Origin of the sequence: Nocardioides ginsengisegetis, from assembly GCF_014138045.1 — a bacterium.
Lineage (GTDB): Bacteria > Actinomycetota > Actinomycetes > Propionibacteriales > Nocardioidaceae > Nocardioides > Nocardioides ginsengisegetis.
In genome coordinates this window covers 920,767-941,556 of the sequence record NZ_JACGXA010000001.1, presented here as the reverse complement: position 1 = coordinate 941,556, position 20,790 = coordinate 920,767, and the positions used below count along the sequence as shown (strand labels likewise).

Here is a 20,790-nt window from a genome sequence, read left to right as displayed (position 1 = left end):
TCAGAGTGCGACGGCGCAGTCGCCGACGGGAGCGGAGACGCAGATACGGATGTCCTCGTCCGGCAGCGAGCTCTCCTCGCCGGTCAGGACGTTGCGGACGGTGCCCTCGGTCTTGCGTGAGGTGCAGGAGAAGCAGATGCCCATGCGGCAGCCGAACTCGGGCCGCAGTCCCAGGGCCTCGGCCTGCTCGAGCAGCGAGGCGCCGGTGTTGGGCGCGGCCTTGCCGGATCGGCTGAAGGCGACCTCGCCGGTCGAGCCGTCCTCGCTCGCTCGGACCCGGGGTGGCTTGAAGTACTCCACCCGGAGGGCCTCGGAGCCGTCGTACGCCGCCTGCACGGCCTCGATGAGCGGCGCGGGCCCGCAGGCCCAGGTGGGCACGTCCCGGTAGCCCGGCACGAGCCGCCCGAGCCAGGCCGGCGACAGGGCCGGGTCGCCGAGCTCCGGGTGCAGCAGGTGCACGTCGATGCCGTGGCCGCTGCGACGGATCTCCTCGAGCTCGGCGGCGAAGATCTGGTGGTCGGGGCTCTGGGCGTAGTGGACGAACGTGACCCGACCGCGGTGGGTGCGACGCTGCAGGGAGCGCAGCATCGACATCACCGGCGTGATGCCGCTCCCGCCGGAGATGAACAGGACGTGGTCGGGCACGTGGTCGGGCAGCACGAACTCGCCCTGCGCCTGCGAGAGGTGGACCATCGTGCCGGGCGTTGCCCGCTCGACGAGGTACCGCGACACCACCCCCTCGGGGTTCGCCCGCAGGGTGATCGTGAAGCGGTCGCCGTGGCGCGAGTCCGGGCTCGAGACGGTGAAGACGCGCGTCGTGCGCCGGGCACCGTCGAACTCGACGCCGAGCTGGACGTGCTGGCCGGCGCGGTGCCCGCGCCACGTCGAGGTGGGCTGGAGCGTGATCGTCGCGACCGGCGGGTGCCCCGGGACGTCCACCTCGCGGTGCACGTCGACGATGCGGGCACGCACCTCGTGCGCGGCCCACATCGGGTTCACCTGCTCGAGGTAGCGGTCCACCCCGTGGGGCGAGGTCAGGGCCGCGAGGGCCCTCGAGCGGAGCAGCGTTCCCGTGATGCTCATGCCTGCCTCCTTCCAAGTTTGAGTGAACATGCGTTCACTCAAACTATCTCCGCGTACCAGCGGTACGGTCAAGGAAAGGGCGCGTGACCCTGCGCACTCGTCCGTGAGACGCGGTACACACGTTCACCCGGGTCTAACATCGGACACATGGCCGAGACCCGGGGTGAACGCAAGGAGCGCACGCGCCGCGCGATCCTCGACGCCGCGCTCGGCCTCTGCGAGGACAGCAGCCTGGTCGCCCTCTCGCTGCGTCAGGTCGCCAAGGAGGTCGGCATCGTGCCGACCGCGTTCTACCGGCACTTCGACTCCATCGAGGCGCTCGGGCTCGCGCTCGTCGACGAGTCCTTCGTGTCGCTGCGCGCGATGCTGCGCGACATCCGCCGGGGCGATCCGTCGTACGCCGACATCGTCGACCTGTCGATCGACATCCTCGTCCAGCACGTGCACCAGCAGCGCGCGCACTTCCTGTTCATCGCCCGCGAGCGCGGCGCCGGCCCCCCGGCCGTGCGCGAGGCGATCCGCCACGAGATCGAGCTCTGCGAGCGCGAGCTCGCCACCGACCTGGCCCGGCTGCCCGGCACGACGGCCTGGTCGGCGGAGGACCTGCGCATCCTGTCCAACCTGATCGTGATGGCCATGGTCGCCACGGCCGAGGCCATCCTCAGCGCACCCCAGCGGGCCGACACCCAGCGGCAGATCGTGGAGACGGCCCGCACCCAGCTGCGGATGGTGCTCGTCGGCGCCCTGCACTGGAAGTCGCGGACGTAGTCGCTCCGCCGGGGCTAGCCTCCGCACATGGGACTCGCCGCGGACCTCGACTACCGCCACACCTCCGGGAACCCCGTCCACCGCGCGATGCGCTGGGTCGGCGGCACGCGCGCCGGGGGCTGGTTCTTCTCGCGTACCCTGCGCCACATGGACAACGCGATCGAGCGCGTCACCCACGGCCGCCAGAGCGCGCCGTGGCTGCTCTCCGGACTGGCTGTCCTCGACCTCACGACCACCGGCCGCAAGTCGGGCCAGCGCCGGACCAGCCACCTCATCGCGACGCCCTACGACGGCACCCTGGCGCTGCTGGGCACCAACTTCGGCCAGGAGTCGACGCCGGCCTGGGCGCTCAACCTCGAGGCCGAGCCCAGGGCGACCGTCAGCTACCGCGGGACCAGCCGGGACGTCATCGCGCGGCCCGCGACGGCGGCGGAGGCCGACGAGATCTTCGCGCTGGCCGGGGAGTTCTACATGGGCTACCGCAACTACCGGGAGCGGATCGGCAACCTGCGCCGGATCCGGGTCTTCGTCCTCGAGCCCCTCACCGCGGCCTGATCGTCAGGTCCGGCACCGTCGCGTCCGGACCCAGGTCCAGCACGCCGAGGATCGCCTCGGCCACCGTCTCCGGGCGGATCCACGCCCCGGGGTCGTAGTCCTTGCCCTCCTGGGCGTGCACCTGCTCCTGCATGGGCGTCGCCGTCCGACCGGGGTAGACCGAGGTGACCCGCACGCCGCACTCGGCCTCCTCGCCGCGCAGGGCGTCGGCCAGGGCGCGCAGGCCGTGCTTGGAGGCGGCGTACGCCGCCCACTGCGGGTGGGCGGCCAGCCCGGCGCCGGAGTTGACGAAGACCACCGTGCCGCGGGCGGCCCGGAGTGCGGACAGCGCGACCCGGGTCAGCGCCGCCGGCGCCACCAGGTTGACCCTGAGCTGGGTCGTCCAGGACTCGACGTCGAGCTCGGCGACCGGGCCGAGGTCGACCACACCCGCCGCGTGCACGACGGAGTCGAGGGCATGGGGCAGCGACAGCGACTCGACCGACTCCGGGAACGCGAGGTCGGCGACCACGGTCGTGACACCGGGGAGGTCGGCCGCGAGCTCCTGCGCCCGCTCCTCGGAGCGGGCCAACGCGATCACGTCGTCGCCACGCTCGAGCAGCCGCTGGGCGAGGACGGCGCCGATGCCCGAGCCGGCCCCGGTCAGCAGGTGGATCTTCGTCATCGCGTGAAGACGATCTTGCCGAAGACGTCGCCCTCGGCCATCGCCGCGAAGCCGTCGCGGGCCTCGTCCATCGGCAGCGTGCGGTCGACGAGCGGCCGCGCGCCCGACGCGTCGAGCAGGCTGACCAGCGAGGCCAGCTCGCCGCGGGTGCCCATCGTGGAGCCGATGACGCTCAGCTGCAGGAAGAAGATGCGGGTCAGCTCGGCGTCGTCGAGCTGGGGTCCCGAGGTGGTGCCGGAGATGACGATCTTGCCGCCGGGGCGCAGGGCACGAATGGAGTGCGACCAGGTGGCGCGGCCGACGGTCTCCATGACGGCGTCGACCTTCACGGGCAGCCGGGCGCCGGACTCGAAGACCTCGTGGGCACCGATCTCGAGCGCCCTGGCCCGCTTGCCCTCGTCGCGGCTGGTGGCCAGCACCTTCAGGCCGCCGGCGCGGGCCAGGATGATCAGCGCGGTCGCGACGCCGCCGCCCGCGCCCTGGACCAGCACGGTGTCGCCGGCCTTGAGGTCACCCTGGGTGAAGAGCATCCGGTAGGCCGTCAGCCAGGCGGTCGGCAGGCACGCGGCCTCGGCGAAGGACATCGACGCGGGCTTGGGGACCACGTTGCCGCGCGGCACGACGACCTTGTCGGCGAAGGTGCCCTGGTGCCGCTCGGAGAGCAGCGAGCGCTTCGGGTCGAGGGTCTCGTCACCGGTCCACGACGGATCGCTCACGACGGCGTGGACGACGACCTCGTTGCCGTCCTCGTCGTACCCGGCCGCGTCGCAGCCCAGGATCATCGGCAGCGCCTCCTCGCGCAGGCCGACGCCGCGCAGGGACCAGAGGTCGTGGTGGTTCAGCGAGGCGGCCTTGACCGTGACGGTCGTCCACCCGTCGGGGGCGACCGGGTCGGGGCGCTCCCCCACCACGAGGGCGGACAGCGGGTCGTCGGAGGAGAACTTGTCGGCGTAGACGGCGAACATTCCCCGAACCTATCGAGTCCGCAGGCGCTGCTCAGCGCCGGGCGACACCGTCTCGCCGTGCGGCCGCCGCGACGGCGGCGGACACCGCCGGGCCGACCCGGGGGTCGAACGGCGAGGGGATGATGTGGTCCTCGGCCAGGTCGTCACCGACGAGCTGGGCGAGCGCGTCCGCAGCCGCGAGCTTCATGTTCTCGGTGATCGCGGTGGCGTGCACGTCGAAGGCACCGCGGAAGATGCCCGGGAACGCCAGCACGTTGTTGATCTGGTTGGGGAAGTCCGAGCGCCCGGTGGCGACCACCCGTGCGTGCCGGTGGGCGACGTCGGGGTGCACCTCGGGCGTGGGGTTGGCCAGGCCGAAGATGATCGAGTCGGCGGCCATCGTGGCGACGTACTCCTCGGGCACCGTGCCGCCAGAGACGCCGATGTAGACGTCGGCGCCGACGAGCACGTCCGCCAGCGAGCCGGAGCGGCCGAAGTGGTCGGCGGTGTCGACCGCGAGGGCCTTCTTGACGGGTGTGAGGTCGCCGCGCGAGGAGTGGAGCACGCCCTTGCGGTCGGTGACGGCGAGGTCCTTGATGCCGGCCTCGAGCAGGATCCGGGCCACCGCGACGCCCGCGGCCCCGGCACCCGAGATGACCACGCGGGTCGACTCGGGGTTGCGGCCGGTCAGGCGCAGGGCGTTCTGCAGCGCGGCGAGCGCGACCACGGCGGTGCCGTGCTGGTCGTCGTGGAAGACGGGGATGTCGAGGCGCTCCTTGAGGCGCTCCTCGATCTCGAAGCAGCGCGGCGCCGAGATGTCCTCGAGGTTGATGCCGCCGAAGCTGGGGGCCAGCCGGGCGACGGTCTCGATGATCTCCTCGGTGTCGGTCGTGTCCAGGCAGATCGGGATGGCGTCGACGCCGCCGAACTGCTTGAACAGCACGGCCTTGCCCTCCATGACCGGCATCGCGGCGGCGGGGCCGATGTCGCCGAGGCCGAGCACGGCCGTCCCGTCCGTGACGACGGCGACCGTGTTGGGCACCCACGTGTAGTGCTGGGTCAGGCTCGGGTCGGCGGCGATCGCCTCGCAGACCTGGGCGACGCCGGGCGTATAGGCCAGCGACAGCTCGTCGGGCCCGTTCAGGGCCACCGTCGAGACGATCTCCATCTTGCCGCCCACGTGCAGGTCGAACACCGGCTCGCCGGCGTGCGGGTGCGGCGCCCTGCCGCCTCCCGCGCCACCCTGCTGGGCATCGGACTCTGCTGCAACCATGACCACTTCTGACTTTCGGCTCAGGCGTACGGGGGATGGTGGTGGCCCAGCTCGACGCGGAACGGGTGGTTCGCGGAACTGCGTGGACCGGGGGGTCTCCCTGCCGATCAGTCTGGCACAGGCCTCGACACCCGCCGGAGGTCCGTCCACGGCCGCGGCCACACCCGCGCGAGCACGACGGCGTGCACGTCGACGTCCGCGACCGGGCCGCGGTGCCGCGAGTCGACGCCCTGCTCGGGGTTGTCCGACTCCAGCCACCAGCCCGGCGCTCCGCTCCGGGTCTCCCGCCGGGAGGCCGCCCGCTTCACCGCGAGGGTGCCGTCGGCGAACGTGGCCAGCACCAGCGCGCCGGGCCGCACGCGCGCGGCGTACCGGACGAGCAGCAGGTCCCCGGGCCGCAGCGTCGGCAGCATCGACTCCCCCCGGACCCGGGCGAGGCCGATCGGCCGCACGGGAGCGGCCGGTCGGGAGCCCGGGGGCACCGGGTGTGGACGGTGTGGCACGCGGAGTAGTGTCGCAGCCGAGCCAGCCAAGACGAGTACGAGAGGACACTGGATGTTCGAGCGACTGTTCGCCCCCACTGTCGAGGTCTCCGCCCACTGCGACCTGCCCTGCGGCGTCTACGACCCCGCCCAGGCCCGCATCGAGGCCGAGTCGATCAAGGCCATCATCGCCAAGGTCGCCGACAACAACGACCCCGACTTCCGCACCCGCGCGGTCCTGATCAAGGAGCAGCGCTCCGAGCTGGTCAAGCACCACCTGTGGGTGCTGTGGACCGACTACTTCAAGCCGCCGCACTTCGAGAAGTACCCCCAGCTGCACACCCTCGTGAACGAGGCCACCAAGCTGGCGGGTGCCTCGGGCACCAAGGGCGAGCTCGACGCGGCCAAGGCCGACGAGCTGCTAGCGAAGATCGACGAGATCGCGGAAATTTTTTGGGAGACCAAGAAGGCTTGAGCGCAGCGAAAGCCTTCGCCGTCTCAAGGTTGTCCGAGCGCAGCGAGGACAACACCGCTCTCGGTGACCACAGGTCACCTGTCGCCGACTGAGCTTGCGAAGTCGGCGAGGAGCCGAGAAACACAAGGCCGTTCGCACCGCGACACATGGCGGGGCCGGTTGCTGGGTACACCACCCAGTGACCGGCCCCGACTAGTGTTCGGGTGTATCCCCCGACGAAGGACGGCGACCAATGTCAGACCCCGGGCAGCGCGCGGACGTGGAGCTCAGGCTCCCCGCCGACGGCGCCTACGTCTCCGTGCTGCGGACGACCACTGCCGGACTCGCGGCACGGCTCGACTTCACGATGGACGACATCGAGGACCTCCGCATCGCCGTCGGCGAGGCCAGCGCCATGGTCCTGCCGGAGGCCGACGAGGCCTCCGACCTGCTGTGCCAGTTCTACATGCGGCCCGGCGAGCTCACGGTGACCGTCGGCGTCAGCTCCTCGCAGGCCGCCGTGGAGCCGGACTACGACAGCTTCGCGTGGCAGGTGCTGACCACGCTGGCGACCAGCGCCGAGGCCGAGGCCGGCTCCGGACGCTTCACCGTGAGCCTGACCATGGAGTCGGGTCACCTCGGGGCCGAACTCTGACGTGACCCTGCGATGACCACCAACGGGGAGACGACCCGGGACGACGGCATCCTCACGGACCCGCCTCCCACGGGCGTCGAGCTCACACGCCGACGCAGCGCGGAGCTCTTCGACGTGTTCCGTGACGAGGGTGCCCCGCAGAGCGCGCGCGACGGCGCCCGCGACGACCTGGTGCACCTGCACCTGCCGCTCGTCGAGCACTGCGCGCGTCGCTTCCGCAACCGCGGCGAACCCTTCGAGGACCTCGTCCAGGTCGGCACGATCGGCCTGATCAAGTCCATCGACCGGTTCGACAGCGACCGCGGCGTGGAGTTCTCGACGTACGCGACCCCGACGATCATCGGCGAGATCAAGCGCTACTTCCGCGACAAGGGCTGGGCGATCCGGGTGCCGCGCCGGCTCCAGGAGCTGCGCATGCAGATCGGCGCGGCCGGCGCGGAGCTGACCCAGTCGCTGGGCCGCTCCCCCACCCCGCGCGAGCTCGCCGAGGCGATCGGCTGCACGGTCGAGGAGATCATCGAGGGCATCGAGTCGAGCAACGCCTACTCGACCCTGTCGCTGGACGCCAGCGACGACAACGAGGACGGGGCGGCCACCATGCTCGACGCGATCGGCATCGACGACGCGGGGCTGGCCCATGTCGAGATCCGTGAGTCGATCAAGCCGCTGCTCGACCGGCTGGACCAGCGCGAGAAGAAGATCCTGCTGCTCCGGTTCTTCAAGAACATGACGCAGTCGCAGATCGCCGAGGAGATCGGCGTCTCGCAGATGCACGTCTCCCGCCTGCTCAACCGGACCCTCGAGCAGCTGCGGGCCTCGCTCGAGGAGGAGTCGGGCTAGCTCTCGTCGGAGAGCGCCTCGATGCTGTCGGGGTGCAGCATGCCGACCACGACGACCAACGCCACGATCGCCAGACCGGCGGCCAGCACAGGCACGTCGCGGTAGTTCCAGGCGAGGCCGAGCATGATCAGCTGGGTCAGCACGATCGGGCTGCGCGCCCAGGACCGGCGCCGGTGCACCGACCACCCGCAGGCGACCAGGAACGCGCCGTACGCGATGAAGAAGAGCGTGGTGGTGACACCCATGACGACGCGGTCCGACGAGAGGCTGAACAGCTCCAGGATCCCGAGCAGGGCGAGGACGATGCCCTCGACGGCCACCAGCGAGGCGGCCACCACGAGGGGGGCGGGGGTGTCGGTGGCCGAGGCATTCACCCCGCTAGCCTAGAGAGCCTGATCCGGGCGTGAACCACGCGGGGAGACCCCGGTGTGACGCTCGTGACCAAAGGAACCGGGCCCCAGGGGTTGTTTAACGGTCCAAAGGTTGCCACGCTAGACGACGCGCTCGTGAACGCTTTCACATCGTTGTGCCCGTCGTACACGCGCGCCCGCAGGGCAGTGAGTGCTCCTGACCTGTACGGACGTAGAAGGAAAGAGGGATCCCCCAGCCATGGATTGGCGCCACCGTTCCGCCTGTCTCGACGAGGACCCGGAGCTGTTCTTCCCGATCGGCAACACCGGTCCGGCCATCCTCCAGATCGAGGAGGCCAAGCAGGTGTGCCGACGCTGCGAGGTGCGCGAACAGTGCCTCGCGTGGGCGCTCGAGGCTGGCCAGGACCACGGTGTCTGGGGCGGCCTGAGCGAGGACGAGCGTCGCGCTCTCAAGCGTCGCAACGCCCGCGCCCGCGTCCGCACCGCCTGACCCTCCCCCTCACCCCCGCTCACTCGAGGGGTACGTCGACCTCCGCGCGCGTGCCGGAGGCCGTCGACCCCAACGACAGCTGACCCCCGAGCTCGGACTCGACCAGGGTCCGCACGATCGAGAGCCCCAGGTTCGTCGACCCGTCCAGGTCGAACCCGGCCGGCAGCCCCCGCCCGTCGTCGTCGACGGTGAGGTGCAGCCGGCCCACGATCCGGCGCACGGTCACGACGATCTCCCCGACCACCGGATCATCGGGGTCGTCGGAGGCGTCGTAGCCGTGCTCGACGGCGTTCTGGAGCACCTCGGTGAGCACCATCGCGAGCGCGGTGGCGACCTCGGAGCGCAGCACGCCGAAGGTGCCGTCGCGGCGCACCCGCACCCGGTCGCCGACCGCGCTGACCTCGGTGACCATGCGCCCCAGCCGGTCGGCGATCTCGTCGAACTCGACCTGCTCCTCGACGGCGGTGCTGAGGGTCTCGTGGACGATCGCGATCGACCCGACCCGGCGCACGGCCTCCTCGAGGGCGGCGCGGCCGGCCTCGGAGTCCATCCGGCGCGCCTGCAGCCGCAGCAGCGCGGCCACGGTCTGCAGGTTGTTCTTCACGCGGTGGTGGATCTCGCGGATCGTGGCGTCCTTGGTGACCAGCTCGCGGTCCCGGCGACGGAGGTCCGTCACGTCGCGCACCAGCACCAGGGCGCCGATGTGGTCGCCGGAGGGCCGCAGCGGGATCGACCGGACGATCAGGGACACCCCGCCGTCGCCGTCGGTCCCGAGCTCGGTGTCGCGGTGGGCGCGCCCGCCCAGGACGGCGCTCAGCGTCTCCTCGTCGGGGCGGCGCCGCGGCGGCACCAGCTCGCGCGTCGTGTCGGCCAGCGAGAGGCCCGCCAGGTCGCCGCCCAGCCCCAGGCGCCGGTAGACCGACAGCGCGTTGGGCGAGGCGTAGACGACCCGGCCTTGCGCATCGACGCGGAGGAAGCCATCGCCCACCCGGGGTGAGTCGGCGTGGTCGCTGCGCTGCCCCGGGGCCGGGAAGTAGCCGTTGGCGATCATCTGGGTCAGGTCGGCCGCGGTCTGCAGGTAGCTCAGCTCGAGGCGGCTCGGCGTCCGGACGCCGAGCAGGTTGGTGTTGCGCGCGACCACCGCGATCACGCGGCCGGCCCGGCGCACCGGGATCGTCTCGACCCGCACCGGCACGTCGTCGCGCCACTCGGGGTCGCCCTCCCGGACCAGGCGGCCCTGGGAGTACGCCGCGTCGAGCAGCGGCCGCCGGCCGATGGGGACGAACGTCCCGACCACGTCGTCGACGTACGCCGTGGGGCCGGTCGTGGGGCGCATCTGGGCGCCCGCCCAGTAGCCCTTGCCCTCGCGGTCGGGCAGCCAGAGCACCAGGTCGGCGAACGAGAGGTCCGCGATGATCTGCCAGTCGGCCTGGAGCAGCTGCACCCAGGCGACGTCCTCGTCGTCGAGGTCCGTGTGGCTGCGGACGAGGTCGGTGAGCGATGGCACGTTGCCGAGTTTGTCACCCCCGGTCCGGTTGGGCGTGTCGGGAGCGCTCTTGGCAGGATGTGCGCCATGTCGGGGTCGTACTGGAAGCAGGTCCACGCCGACGGGCTCGCCGTCCCGTCGGACCGGCCCCTCGACGACCTCACAGCCGAGCTGACCCGGATGCTGGGGTCCACGGACCCCGCCCTGCGCGACGGCACGGCCTACCCCACGCTCGTCACCTGGATCGAGCGCGGCGTCTACGACGACCTGCTCAACGGGCTCGGCGACGGGATGGCCGCGGGCCTGCGGGTCGGGATCGGCGAGAAGGACACCGACACCGTCTTCCGCCGCAGCTTCTCGGCGCTGGTGCTGGCCGAGTGCATCGAGCGCGACAACGGGCGGCCGCTGCTGGCCGGCGGCAAGATCCTCGAGTGGGGCGACCGGATCGCCACCTGGCTGCTGCGAGAGAAGGACACCCGCGGCTTCGTCCCCGGCAAGGGCTGGGCGCACGCCGTGGCCCACGGCGCCGACGCGCTCGGCGTGCTGGCCCGCTCCCCCCACGTCGCGACTCCCGAGCTGACCGTCATCCTCGACGTCATCGCCGACCGGCTCCTGCTGCCCGTGGACGCACTGTTCACCAACGGCGAGGGCGACCGGCTGGCGATGGCCACGATGGCGGTCCTGCGCCGCAACGCGGTCCCCCTGCGCGTCCTCGAGCCGTGGATCGCCCGGATCGCCGCCGCCGCGGGCACCCTCGGCTCCTACGACGACCGCGACCCGCACCTGCTCGGCGGCAACGCCCAGATCTTCCTGCGCGCGCTCTACCTGCAGCTTGCGCTCGCACCGAACCCGCCGGTCGTCCGCTCCGACCTGCTGCTCGTGCTGGTCGACGCACTCAAGGCGAGCAACCCGCACTACCTCGGCCCGGCCGCCGGCTGACCCGCTCCCTCATGGTGGGTACCAGTCGGTAACCTGCGTCACATGAGTGAGGACCTCAGCGGCCACGCCGGCGAGCTCGCGGTGGCGGTGGCCCGCGCCCACGGTGTCGAGACCATGTTCACCCTCTCGGGCGCGCACGTCTTCCCGATGTACGACGGTGCCGTGAAGGCCGACCCGCCGATGCGGCTGCTCGACGTGCGCCACGAGCAGACCGCCGCCTTCGCCGCCGAGGCCACGGGCAAGCTGACCCGGGTGCCGGGGCTGGCCGTCCTCACCGCCGGCCCGGGCGTCACCAACGGGGTCAGCGCGATCGCCCAGGCGCAGTTCGCGGGCTCGCCGATGGTCGTGGTGGGCGGTCGTGCCCCGCAGAACCGCTGGGGCTCCGGAAGCCTCCAGGAGCTCGACCAGCCCCCGATCGTCGCGTCCGTGTCCAAGCTGGCGCGCACGCTGCCGACGGCGGGCGACGTGCTCCCCGGGCTGGACGAGGCGTTCTGCGTCGCCGGCTCCTCGCACCGCGGCCCGGTCTTCGTCGACGTGCCGATGGACGAGCTCTTCAACTCCGCGTCGGGTCCGGCGCCGACGGCCCGTCGGATGCCCGGCACCGAGCCGGACACCGACGCGCTCGACCGGATCGCCGCGCTGCTGGCGGCGGCCGAACGGCCGACCCTGGTGCTCGGCACCGACGTCTGGGCCGACGGCGCCGAGGTCGCCGCCCTGCGCTTCGTCGAGGCCGTGGGGATCCCCGCGATCACCAACGGGATGGGGCGGGGCGTCGTGCCCGGCGGCCACCCGCTGCTCGTCACCAAGGCGCGCGGCCAGGCACTCGGCACCGCCGACCTGGTCGTCGTGGTCGGCACCCCCCTCGACTTCCGGCTCGGCTACGGCGTCTTCGGCGGCAAGGACGGCGCGCAGGCGGCCGCGGTCGTGCACGTCGCCGACTCCCCCGGCCAGGTCGCCGGGCACGCCGAGCTCGCGGCGTCGGTCGCCGGTGACCTGACCTCGGTGTTCGACGGCCTGCTGACGGCGCTCGAGCGCCAACAGCGCCGGCCGGACTGGTCCGCGTGGGTCACGGGGCTCCAGGACACCGTCCGCGCCGCGACCGAGCGCGACCTCGCCCTGCTCCGGGCCGAGGCCGACCCGATCCACCCCGCCCGGATCTACGGCGAGCTGGTGCCACGGCTGGCCGAGGACGCCGTGGTCATCGGCGACGGCGGCGACTTCGTCTCCTTCGCCGGCAAGTTCGTCGAGCCGAAGAGGCCCGGCGGCTGGCTCGACCCCGGGCCCTACGGCTGCCTCGGCGCCGGCCTCGGCTCGGCCATCGCCGCCCGGATCGCCCGCCCCGACGCCCAGGTCGTGCTGCTGCTCGGCGACGGAGCCGCCGGCTTCTCGTTGATGGACGTCGACACGCTGGTCCGCCACGGCCTGCCGGTCGTGATGGTGATGGGCAACAACTCCGCGTGGGGCCTGGAGAAGGGCCCGATGCAGATGCTCTACGGCTACGACGTGGCCGCCGACCTGGCGCCCCGGACCCGCTACGACGAGGTGGTGAAGGCCCTGGGCGGCGCCGGGGAGACCGTCACCGACCCGCGCCACGTCGGGCCCGCGCTCGACCGCGCGTTCGCCTCCGGCGTGCCCTACCTCGTCAACGTCATCACCGACGTCGAGGCGGCCTACCCCCGCGCGACCTTCGGGATCTGAGGCCGGCATGCGGATCAGGAGGGCCACCCCGGCCGACCACGAGCGCGCCGGCGACGTCACCGTCGCGGCGTACGCCCCGTTCACGCTCGGACCCGCCGACCCCTACATCGCCCGGCTGCGCGACGCCGGGACCCGCGACCGCGAGGCCGAGCTCTGGGTCGCCACCGCCGACAGCGACGACGCCGACCTGCTCGGCTGCGTGACGCTCTGTCCCCCGGGCTCGCCCTGGCGCGAGATCTCGACCGAGGACGAGGGCGAGTTCCGGATGCTGGCGGTGGCGCCGCAGGCCCAGGGACAGGGCGTCGGCGAGGCGCTGGTCCGGCTCTGCCTGGACCGGTTCGCCGGCGAGGGCTGCCGCGGCGTCGCGATCTCCAGCCTCCCCCAGATGACCGCCGCCCACCGCCTCTACGACCGCCTCGGCTTCACCCGGCTCCCCGAGCGCGACTTCGACCCGATCCCGGGCGTGCACCTGATCGCCTTCCGGGTCCCCCTCGTCCCGGTCGCGCACGGGAGGCCCTGATGGATCTCGCCGCGACGCTGACGTTCACGGTCACCGACGACGACACGGCCGCCGCCGTCGGCTCGGGCAGCCTGCCCGTGCTCGGCACGCCGCGGCTCCTCGCCTGGTGCGAGGCGGCCACCTGCGCCGCGATCGACCCCACGCTGGCCGACGGATCGACCAGCGTGGGCACCCGCATCCAGCTCGAGCACCTCGCCGCGAGCCCGGTCGGGGCCGAGGTCGAGGTGACCGCGACGGCGTCGTACGCCGACGGCCGGCTGGTGCGCTTCGTGGTGGCGGCGCGGCACGGGCAGGGCGGCAAGGTCGTCGCCTCCGGCGAGGTCACCCGCGTGGTCGTCGACGCCGAGCGATTCCTGGGTCGACTCTGACCCGATTTCGCCTGATCGCCGAACCTTTGAGAGACTGACCCGTGGCCCTCTCGCGGGTCGACACCGATTCGGAGGAGAACACCATGGGCAAGACCGGCCGCAAGCGCCGCGCTCGGAAGAAGAAGGGCGCGAACCACGGCAAGCGCCCCAACGCCTGAGCGCCAGCTGCACCACGCAGCAATGCACTGAGCCCCCACACCGTCACGGTGAGGGGGCTCGTTGCATGTCGGGCCCGGCAGTTGCGCCGAGTCGATCAGCCTTCGCGGGTGATCTGCACCTGCACCTCGCGCAGCCGGAACATCACGCGCTGGCGCAGGTCGTCGGGCGCGGCCTCCGAGCAGGAGCGGGCGACGACGGCCTTGACGGTGCGCTGGAGGTCGTACTTCTCCAGGCACGGGTTGCAGGTGTCGAGGTGGGCCCGGACGACCGAGCAGTCGGCCTCGTCGAGCTCGTTGTCGAGGAAGTAGACGATGCGCTCGAGGTACTCGGCGCACTCGGTGCTGGTGGGCTCGTCGGAGCCGTGGCTGTGGGTCACTTGTCCGCTCCGTCCCGGCCGATGGGGAGGAGGTCGTTGGCGCGGACGTAGTCCGACAGCATGTCGCGCAGCTGGCGTCGCCCGCGGTGCAGGCGACTCATCACGGTGCCGATGGGGGTGTCCATGATCTCGGCGATCTCCTTGTAGGCGAAGCCCTCGACGTCGGCGAGGTAGACGGCCAGGCGGAACTCCTCGGGGAGCCGCTGCAGGGCGTCCTTGACCTGCGAGTCGGGCAGGTGCTCGAGGGCCTCCATCTCGGCGGACTTCAGGCCCGTCGAGGAGTGCGACTCGGCACGAGCCAGCTGCCAGTCCTCGACGTCCTCGGACATCGACTGCTGCGGCTGGCGCTGCTTCTTGCGGTAGGTGTTGATGAAGGTGTTGGTGAGGATCCGGTACAGCCACGCCTTGAGGTTGGTGCCGGGCCGGAACTGGTGGAACGACGAGTAGGCCTTCGCGAAGGTCTCCTGGACCAGGTCCTCGGCGTCGGCGGGGTTGCGGGTCATCCGCATCGCCGCCGAGTAGAGCGGGTCGAGGAAGGGCAGCGCGTCGCGCTCGAAGCGCAGCGAGCGCTCCTCGTCGGTCTCGGTCGCGGGGTCGACGACGGCCTCGTCGTCCGGCGTCGCGTTCAGGGAGTCAGTCATCGCGTCCCAGTCTAGGGCGGGGTCCAGACGCGACGCCGGGACGCTGGCGATCGGGTGTTCGATGACGGCTAGCACGACATCTGGAACACCTCAGGTGGAGCGGCCATTCCCGGCGACCTCGCGCACGATCCACTCCAGCGTCGCCTCGACCACGATCTCCAGCGCCTCGTCCTGGCTGACCGGGCCGCGGGCCGGCACCTTCAGCCCGTGGTCGCCGCCGGGGACGACGGCGAGGTCCAGGCCGTGGCGCAGCGAGGCGGGGAACTCCTCGGGGCGGCCCATCGTGTCGCGCTCCCCCTGGATGACCAGGATCGGCACGCCGGCGCCCTCGAGCTCGGCCAGCCGCGACTTCTCCGGCCTGCCGGGCGGGTGCAGCGGAAAGGCGAGTGCGAGGCAGCCGACGGCACCGAGGCCCTTGGCACAGCGGGCCGCGGAGCGTGCGCCGGCGGAGCGCCCTCCCACCACGAGGGGGGTGCGGACGCGGAGCTGGTCGGACGCCGCGACCAGCGCCGCGTCGAGGGTGGCCGGCGGGGTGGCGACCTTGCGGCCGGAGACCTTCCACGGCTGCTCGAGCCGCACCACGGTCACGCCGTTGCGCGGCAGGTGGTGGGCGAGCGCCTCGAGGTCGCGGGTGTCGATGCCGTTGCCGGCACCGTGGCTGAGCAGCAGCGTCGCCACGGGGCTGCGGGCCCGGTCGGTGACGAGCCGGGCGTCGCCGTGCGGGGTGGCCACGACCCGCTCGACGCGGGTCACCGGAGCTGCTCCGGGACGTCGTCGAGCGGCAGCGGCTCGACGAGCTCCGGCCCGTTGTTGCGCACGTTGCTGACCAGGGTCGAGACGGGGTAGGCCTCGAGCTGGCCCGGGGCCGCCGGCACCAGCAGGTCGAGCAGGTTGCCCTGTCCCTCGACGGTCGGGTCCAGCCACTCGTGCCAGCGGTCGCGCTCGACCATCAGCGGCATCCGGTCGTGGATGTGGCCCACGGAGTCCTCGGCGTCGGTCGTGATCACCGTGCAGGTCCAGCGGAACCGGTCGGGGTCGTCGTCGGCCTTCGACGGGTCGCGCCAGATCTCGTAGAGCCCTGCCATCGCCAGGACGCCGTGGTCCTTCGGGCGGATGAAGAAGGGCTGCTTGCGGGGCTTGCCCGCCTGGGTCAGCTGCGAGGTGGGGTACCACTCGAAGTAGCCGTCGGCGGGGAGCAGGCAGCGCCGTCGGGCGAAGGCGCGCTTGTAGGCCGGCTTCTCGGCCACGGTCTCCATGCGGGCGTTGATCATCCGGTTGCCGATCGAGGGATCCTTGGCCCACGACGGGACCAGACCCCACGTCAGCACGCGGAGCTGGCGCTCGGGAGGCTCCTCGCTCTCCTTCGACGGCGGCCGTTCGACGACGGCGTACACCTCCTTGGTGGGGGCGACGTTGTAGTCGGGCTCGAGCGGGGTCGGGACCCGCGACTCGACGACCTCGAACTCCTCGATGAGGTCCTCGGGGCGCCTGCTGGAGGCGTAGCGGCCGCACATGGGGCCAGCCTACGGACCGCCGCCCCCGGTGAGGGCTGGTCAGTGCCGGGTCAGTGGCGGGTGAGCTCGTCGAGCAGCAGCGCGGCCGCGTCGTCGTCGCCCGGCAGTCCCTCGATCCAGACCCGGACGCCGTCCCCGACGCCGGCGGAGCCGACGAGCAGGCGCTTGAGCAGCCCGACCCGCTGGCCGAGGTGCCCGTCACGGGAGGCGAGCGTAACGACCCGGCTCGACCCGAGACGGGCCACCGTCTCGCCGCCGGCGAAGACGGTGCGGGCGGCCACGCCGAGACGGTGGGCCCGGAAGGCGTGCGTGAGCACGTCCCCGGGACCACCGTCCGGCCCCCATGGCGCGTCGAGCATGACCAGCGCGTGCGTGTCGCGGACCTCGGGATGGCCGTGGCTGCGGGCGCGGTAGACCTCCGTCAGCCGGCTGCGCAGGTGCGCGTGGCTGGCGAGCCCGGTCATCGGGTCCTCGCAGGAGAGCGTGTGCAGGTAGCCGAGCGTCGCCTCGCTCCAGGCCACGGCGACGGCCTGCGTGGCGACGTAGTCCGGGTCCCCTCTCCTGAACCGGCGGTACGTCGCACGCAGGCCGTCCAGGGCCTCCGCGAGCGAGATCCCGTCCTGGGCCAGTCCCTGGCCCACGACCGTGCATGCGTCGACAGGGGACGAGCCCGAAGCAAGGGCATCCCCGACCGCTTCGAAACGAAGCGACATCTCCCTTGCTTCGGTGCCGCCCGGGTCACCCGGACGCGTGCGCGTCGCGAAGATCCCCATCGGCTGCTCCTCCACTGGTCCCGTCGACACATGAGGGACGGACCTCCCCGTCGTCCATGACGCGGTTTTTCTTGTCTTGGTGAAGGTCTGGACCAGTGGTAGGACAGAGAGGTGATCCCACAGGCGTGATCTTTCGCCGACTCGACCGTTGGACCTGCATGAGCCACCTGCTCCCGTTGCTCGACGAGCCCGGGGACGCCGAGCTGATCTCGGCCGTCCGCGGGGGCGACGTCGACGCCTACGGGATGCTGTGGTCCCGCCACGTCGAGGCCGCGCGCCGACTGGCCCGGCAGATCGTCAGCGCCGGCGAGGTCGACGACCTCGTCTCGGACGCCTTCGCCAAGGTGCTCGGCGTCCTGCAGCGCGGCGGCGGGCCCGACCTCGCGTTCCGCGCCTACCTGCTCACCGCCGTACGCCGCCTGCACGTCGACCGGATCCGGGCCACCTCCCGGCTGCACAGCACCGACGACCTGACGCCCTTCGACCCGGGCGTACCCTTCCGCGACACGGCGGTCGAGGGCTTCGAGAACGCCACCGCGGCCAGGGCCTTCGCGTCGCTGCCCGAGCGGTGGCAGACCGTGCTGTGGCACACCGAGGTCGAGGGCTCGAAGCCGGCGGAGATCGCCCTCCTGCTCGGCATGAGCCCCAACTCCGTCTCCGCGCTCGCCTACCGGGCCCGTGAGGGCCTGCGGCAGGCCTTCTTGTCGATGCACGTCCAGGAGACCGAGGACGGCACCTGCACCTGGACCCACGAGCACCTCGGCGCCTACATCCGCGGCGGCGTCTCGCGCCGCGACGCCACGAAGGTCGAGGGCCACCTCGAGGACTGCCGCCGGTGCATGGCGATCTACCTCGAGCTCACCGAGGTCAACTCCAACCTCGCCGGCATCCTCGGCCCGCTGGTCCTCGGCGGTGCCGCAGCGGCGTACGTCGGCTCGGCCGGCACCGTGGCCGCGAAGGGCGCGGTGGCGGTGCTGCTCGGCCGGGTCCGCCACACCGTGGCCGGCAACGGTGCCGCGACCGCGGTGGCCGGCGTGGCCGCGACCGTGGTCATCGGGGGTGCCGCCTTCGTGACGCTGCAGCACGGCACCGGACCGGCGAGCCTGCAGGCCGGCGACGTGGTCACGACAGGCCCGGGTGCGTCCGCGAGCGCGGGCGCCGGGAGCCCGGCCGGGAAGACCGCTGCCGCGCCGTCTGGCGGGCCGTCCGGTTCGTCGAGCGGGTCGCCGGTCGGGGTCGTGGGCGGCGTGCCCGTCCTGCCCCCGGTCACCCTGCCCACGCCCGGCGTGCCACCGGGCACCGTGCCGGGCGTCCCGCCCATGACCCCGCCCTCGGGTGGGCCGTCGGGCGGTCCTTCGGGCGGTCCTTCGGGAGGTCCGTCGGGCCAGCCGTCCAACCCGCCGTCGCACCCGCCCTCCTCTCCCCCGTCGCACCCGCCCTCGTCGCCGCCCTCGTCGCCACCCACCAGCCCGCCGACCAGCCCGCCGCCCAGCGAGCCGGGTCCGCCGTCGATGGACCTGTCGGTGCAGGCGTCGGTGAAGTCGGGTGGCGCCGCCTTCCACGTGTACGTCGACGTGGCGGGCCTGCCGTCCGACCACACCGCCACCCTGCGGCTCACCTCGGACGGCGCGGCCGTCACGCTGGTGCTGGACCACGGGTGCTCGCCGCTCGAGCTGGGCGAGGCCACCTGCGCGGTGACGCCGGGTTCGACGTCGTACAAGTTCCACGTCGTGCCGTTGCAGCTGTCGTCGGTGGCGCTCACGTTCACGGTCGTGCCCGACGGGGACGCCGTCGAGAGCGACCCGTCGGACAACACCGCGACCGTCGTCCTCACCCGCTGAGGCGAGCAGGCCTTCCGACGCATCGTGTAGGAAGGGGGCATGACCGTCACGCGACTGATCGCACGCCCGCTCCTCGCCTCCGCCTTCTTCGTCGGCGCGGTGAGCGCCCTCAAGAACGCCCAGGCTCTCGGCCCCAAGGCCGCCCCGGTCACCGAGAAGATCGTGCCGCTCGCCCACAAGGCCTTGCCCCAGCTGCCGATCCCGGAGGACCCGGTGACGCTGGTCCGGATCAACGCCGCGATCCAGCTCGGCGCCGCCGCCGCACTCGCCACCGGCAAGGCCCCGCGGACCGCCTCGACCGTCCTGCTGGCCTCGCTGGCCCCGACCACGTTCGCGGGCCACCCCTTCTGGAAGGAGAAGGACAAGGCCGCCCGCAAGGCCCAGGAGCTGCACTTCTTCAAGAACCTCTCCATGGTCGGCGGCCTGATCCTCGCCGGCGTCGACACCGAGGGGAAGCCGGGCGTCGCGTGGCGCACCCGTCGGGCCGCCAAGGACGCACGCCGCGAGGCGAAGCATCTCGCCGCCACCGCACGCCGTGAGGCGAAGCTCGTGGCCGCACAGGTGCACTGAACCTCACCGTTCATCCCGCGTCGATAGGGTGCGGGGGTGACGACCGCCCCTGCCGACCCCTGGCCCGCGCCGCGTGCCTCCGCACCCGTCGACGCCGTCGTCTCCCTGCCCGGCAGCAAGTCGCTCACCAACCGCGCACTCGTGCTGGCCGCCCTCGCCGAGGGTCCCTCGGTCGTCCGCCGGGCCCTGCGCTCGCGTGACACCACACTGATGGCGGCCGCTCTGACAGCGCTGGGGTCACACGTCGACACCTCCGGGGCGGACTGGGCGGTCACGCCCGGACCGTTCGGCGGTGACGTGAAGGTCGACTGCGGCCTGGCCGGCACGGTGATGCGCTTCGTCCCGCCGGTGGCGGGGCTCAGCACCGGCTCGGTCGCCTTCGACGGCGACCCCCACATGCGCACCCGCCCCATCGGCGAGGTCCTCGGAGCCCTGCGCCACCTCGGCGTGGCCGTCGAGGACGAGGACCGCGGTGCCCTGCCCTTCACCGTGCACGGCACGGGCGCGGTCCCCGGCGGCACGGTCGTGGTCGACGCGTCGGCGTCCTCGCAGTTCATCTCGGCGCTGCTGCTGGCGGGGGCGCGCTACGACCGCGGGGTCGACGTGCGCCACGACGGGCAGGGTCCGAATTCTGGGGCCGTCCCCTCGCTCCCCCACATCGACATGACCGTCGCGATGCTGCGCGAGCACGGCGTCGAGGTCGACGACTCCGACGCGAACCGCTGGGCCGTCGCCCCGGGTCCGATCCGCGCTGTCGACCACGTCATCGAGCCTGATCTGTCCAATGCCGCGCCGTTCCTGGCCCTGGCCGCCGTCTCCGGCGGCTCGGTGACGGTGCGGGACTGGCCCCGGGAGACCACCCAGGCCGGCGACGCGCTCCGCGAGATCCTGGCGCGGATGGGCTGCGACGTGGCCCGCGTCGACGAGGGCCTGCGGGTCACCGGCACCGGCACGCTCGAGGGCATCGACGTGGACCTGCACGACGTCGGCGAGCTGGCCCCCGCCGTGGCCGCTCTCTGCGCACTGGCCGGCTCCCCCTCGCACCTGCGCGGGATCGCGCACATCCGCGGGCACGAGACCGACCGGCTCGCGGCCCTGGCCACCGAGCTCGGCGCCCTGGGCTCCGACGTCACCGAGCACCCCGACGGGCTGGAGATCCGGCCGGCGGCCCTGCACGGCGGCGTCTTCCACACCTACGCCGACCACCGGATGGCCCACGCCGGCGTCATCGTCGGTGCCGCGGTCGACGGTGTCCTGGTCGAGAACGTCGCCACCACGGCCAAGACGTTCCCCGACTTCGCCGCCTTCTGGTCGGGCCTGCTGTGA

26 protein-coding genes are annotated in these 20,790 nt (G+C 72.5%); 14 read left to right on the top strand and 12 right to left on the bottom strand.

Annotated features, from left to right (window positions below; all coding sequences use genetic code 11):
* The gene (locus tag FB382_RS04415) at positions 1–1,083 is read right to left on the bottom strand and encodes a ferredoxin reductase (RefSeq protein WP_182537133.1); all 1,083 of its coding nucleotides are present in this window, start codon (positions 1,081–1,083) and stop codon (positions 1–3) included.
* A gap of 147 nt (positions 1,084–1,230) precedes the next feature.
* Here FB382_RS04415 and FB382_RS04410 point away from each other — a divergent pair, with 147 nt between their 5' ends.
* The gene (locus FB382_RS04410) at positions 1,231–1,851 is read left to right on the top strand and encodes a TetR family transcriptional regulator (RefSeq protein ID WP_182537131.1); all 621 of its coding nucleotides are present in this window, start codon (positions 1,231–1,233) and stop codon (positions 1,849–1,851) included.
* Between the two features lie 27 nt (positions 1,852–1,878).
* Positions 1,879–2,406 carry a nitroreductase family deazaflavin-dependent oxidoreductase gene (locus FB382_RS04405; protein ID WP_182537129.1) on the top strand — a complete coding sequence of 176 codons (528 nt, stop codon included), beginning with the start codon at positions 1,879–1,881 and terminating at the stop codon, positions 2,404–2,406.
* Here the strand turns inward: FB382_RS04405 and FB382_RS04400 are convergent.
* The 4 genes from FB382_RS04400 to FB382_RS04385 all read right to left on the bottom strand — a co-directional run bounded on the left by FB382_RS04400 (position 2,393) and on the right by FB382_RS04385 (position 5,790).
* Positions 2,393–3,070 carry an SDR family oxidoreductase gene (locus FB382_RS04400; protein WP_182537127.1) on the bottom strand — a complete coding sequence of 226 codons (678 nt, stop codon included), beginning with the start codon at positions 3,068–3,070 and terminating at the stop codon, positions 2,393–2,395. The genes FB382_RS04405 and FB382_RS04400 overlap by 14 nt on opposite strands.
* Positions 3,067–4,035 carry a zinc-binding dehydrogenase gene (locus FB382_RS04395; RefSeq protein WP_182537125.1) on the bottom strand — a complete coding sequence of 323 codons (969 nt, stop codon included), beginning with the start codon at positions 4,033–4,035 and terminating at the stop codon, positions 3,067–3,069. The genes FB382_RS04400 and FB382_RS04395 overlap by 4 nt, the downstream gene beginning before the upstream one ends.
* Positions 4,036–4,066: 31 nt before the next feature.
* Entirely contained in the window at positions 4,067–5,287 is a 1,221-nt protein-coding gene (locus FB382_RS04390) for an NAD(P)-dependent malic enzyme (protein ID WP_182537124.1), read from the bottom strand.
* Between the two features lie 107 nt (positions 5,288–5,394).
* On the bottom strand, positions 5,395–5,790 hold the full coding sequence (locus tag FB382_RS04385; protein ID WP_182537122.1) for a S24 family peptidase: 396 nt from the start codon (positions 5,788–5,790) through the stop codon (positions 5,395–5,397).
* A 52-nt stretch (positions 5,791–5,842) separates the two neighbouring features.
* Here FB382_RS04385 and sodN point away from each other — a divergent pair, with 52 nt between their 5' ends.
* The 3 genes from sodN (at position 5,843) to FB382_RS04370 (ending at position 7,718) form a co-directional block, all read left to right on the top strand.
* A complete protein-coding gene (gene sodN, locus FB382_RS04380) occupies positions 5,843–6,244 on the top strand; it encodes a superoxide dismutase, Ni (RefSeq protein ID WP_125035326.1) in 402 nt (133 codons plus the stop codon).
* Between the two features lie 232 nt (positions 6,245–6,476).
* On the top strand, positions 6,477–6,878 hold the full coding sequence (locus tag FB382_RS04375) for an ATP-binding protein (RefSeq protein WP_125035325.1): 402 nt from the start codon (positions 6,477–6,479) through the stop codon (positions 6,876–6,878).
* Positions 6,879–6,890: 12 nt separating this feature from the next.
* Positions 6,891–7,718: an RNA polymerase sigma factor SigF gene (locus FB382_RS04370; RefSeq protein WP_182537119.1), complete on the top strand. Its 828-nt coding sequence runs from the start codon at positions 6,891–6,893 to the stop codon at positions 7,716–7,718.
* Here the strand turns inward: FB382_RS04370 and FB382_RS04365 are convergent.
* The gene (locus tag FB382_RS04365; protein WP_182537117.1) at positions 7,715–8,092 is read right to left on the bottom strand and encodes a hypothetical protein; all 378 of its coding nucleotides are present in this window, start codon (positions 8,090–8,092) and stop codon (positions 7,715–7,717) included. The genes FB382_RS04370 and FB382_RS04365 overlap by 4 nt on opposite strands.
* Positions 8,093–8,327: 235 nt before the next feature.
* Here FB382_RS04365 and FB382_RS04360 point away from each other — a divergent pair, with 235 nt between their 5' ends.
* The gene (locus tag FB382_RS04360; protein WP_011755173.1) at positions 8,328–8,579 is read left to right on the top strand and encodes a WhiB family transcriptional regulator; all 252 of its coding nucleotides are present in this window, start codon (positions 8,328–8,330) and stop codon (positions 8,577–8,579) included.
* A 19-nt stretch (positions 8,580–8,598) separates the two neighbouring features.
* Here FB382_RS04360 and FB382_RS04355 read toward each other — a convergent pair whose 3' ends face one another.
* Positions 8,599–10,086: a histidine kinase N-terminal domain-containing protein gene (locus tag FB382_RS04355; protein ID WP_182537115.1), complete on the bottom strand. Its 1,488-nt coding sequence runs from the start codon at positions 10,084–10,086 to the stop codon at positions 8,599–8,601.
* A gap of 66 nt (positions 10,087–10,152) precedes the next feature.
* Here FB382_RS04355 and FB382_RS04350 point away from each other — a divergent pair, with 66 nt between their 5' ends.
* From FB382_RS04350 to FB382_RS23065, 5 genes are all read left to right on the top strand, one after another.
* Positions 10,153–11,004: a DUF2785 domain-containing protein gene (locus tag FB382_RS04350; RefSeq protein WP_182537113.1), complete on the top strand. Its 852-nt coding sequence runs from the start codon at positions 10,153–10,155 to the stop codon at positions 11,002–11,004.
* A gap of 42 nt (positions 11,005–11,046) precedes the next feature.
* Positions 11,047–12,702, top strand: a complete 1,656-nt coding sequence (locus FB382_RS04345; RefSeq protein WP_182537111.1) for an acetolactate synthase — start codon at positions 11,047–11,049, stop codon at positions 12,700–12,702.
* Positions 12,703–12,709: 7 nt separating this feature from the next.
* Entirely contained in the window at positions 12,710–13,222 is a 513-nt protein-coding gene (locus FB382_RS04340) for a GNAT family N-acetyltransferase (RefSeq protein ID WP_182537109.1), read from the top strand.
* On the top strand, positions 13,222–13,590 hold the full coding sequence (locus FB382_RS04335) for a thioesterase family protein (RefSeq protein ID WP_182537107.1): 369 nt from the start codon (positions 13,222–13,224) through the stop codon (positions 13,588–13,590). The genes FB382_RS04340 and FB382_RS04335 overlap by 1 nt, the downstream gene beginning before the upstream one ends.
* 83 nt (positions 13,591–13,673) lie before the next feature.
* Positions 13,674–13,748 (top strand): 50S ribosomal protein bL37, encoded by a 75-nt coding sequence (locus FB382_RS23065; protein ID WP_369759046.1) that lies wholly within the window; start codon positions 13,674–13,676, stop codon positions 13,746–13,748.
* A 95-nt stretch (positions 13,749–13,843) separates the two neighbouring features.
* Here the strand turns inward: FB382_RS23065 and rsrA are convergent, their stop codons facing one another.
* The 5 genes from rsrA to FB382_RS04310 form a co-directional block, all read right to left on the bottom strand.
* Positions 13,844–14,125 carry a mycothiol system anti-sigma-R factor gene (gene rsrA, locus FB382_RS04330; protein ID WP_182537105.1) on the bottom strand — a complete coding sequence of 94 codons (282 nt, stop codon included), beginning with the start codon at positions 14,123–14,125 and terminating at the stop codon, positions 13,844–13,846.
* Positions 14,122–14,766 carry a sigma-70 family RNA polymerase sigma factor gene (locus FB382_RS04325; protein WP_125035316.1) on the bottom strand — a complete coding sequence of 215 codons (645 nt, stop codon included), beginning with the start codon at positions 14,764–14,766 and terminating at the stop codon, positions 14,122–14,124. Before FB382_RS04325 ends, rsrA begins: the two co-directional genes overlap by 4 nt.
* A 90-nt stretch (positions 14,767–14,856) precedes the next feature.
* On the bottom strand, positions 14,857–15,519 hold the full coding sequence (locus tag FB382_RS04320; RefSeq protein ID WP_182537103.1) for an alpha/beta family hydrolase: 663 nt from the start codon (positions 15,517–15,519) through the stop codon (positions 14,857–14,859).
* Complete coding sequence (locus tag FB382_RS04315; RefSeq protein WP_182537101.1) at positions 15,516–16,280, bottom strand: SOS response-associated peptidase; 765 nt, start codon at positions 16,278–16,280, stop codon at positions 15,516–15,518. The genes FB382_RS04320 and FB382_RS04315 overlap by 4 nt, the downstream gene beginning before the upstream one ends.
* Before the next feature lie 50 nt (positions 16,281–16,330).
* Positions 16,331–16,921, bottom strand: a complete 591-nt coding sequence (locus FB382_RS04310; protein WP_182537099.1) for a nucleotidyl cyclase domain-containing protein — start codon at positions 16,919–16,921, stop codon at positions 16,331–16,333.
* Positions 16,922–17,211: 290 nt separating this feature from the next.
* Here FB382_RS04310 and FB382_RS04305 point away from each other — a divergent pair, with 290 nt between their 5' ends.
* From FB382_RS04305 to aroA, 3 genes are read left to right on the top strand one after another with little or no spacing between them, the layout of a single operon-like run.
* Positions 17,212–18,894, top strand: coding sequence for a sigma-70 family RNA polymerase sigma factor (locus FB382_RS04305; protein ID WP_182537098.1), 1,683 nt, complete (start codon positions 17,212–17,214; stop codon positions 18,892–18,894).
* Positions 18,895–18,933: 39 nt separating this feature from the next.
* A complete protein-coding gene (locus FB382_RS04300) occupies positions 18,934–19,464 on the top strand; it encodes a DoxX family membrane protein (protein ID WP_182537096.1) in 531 nt (176 codons plus the stop codon).
* A 36-nt stretch (positions 19,465–19,500) separates the two neighbouring features.
* Positions 19,501–20,790, top strand: coding sequence for a 3-phosphoshikimate 1-carboxyvinyltransferase (gene aroA / locus FB382_RS04295; RefSeq protein WP_182537094.1), 1,290 nt, complete (start codon positions 19,501–19,503; stop codon positions 20,788–20,790).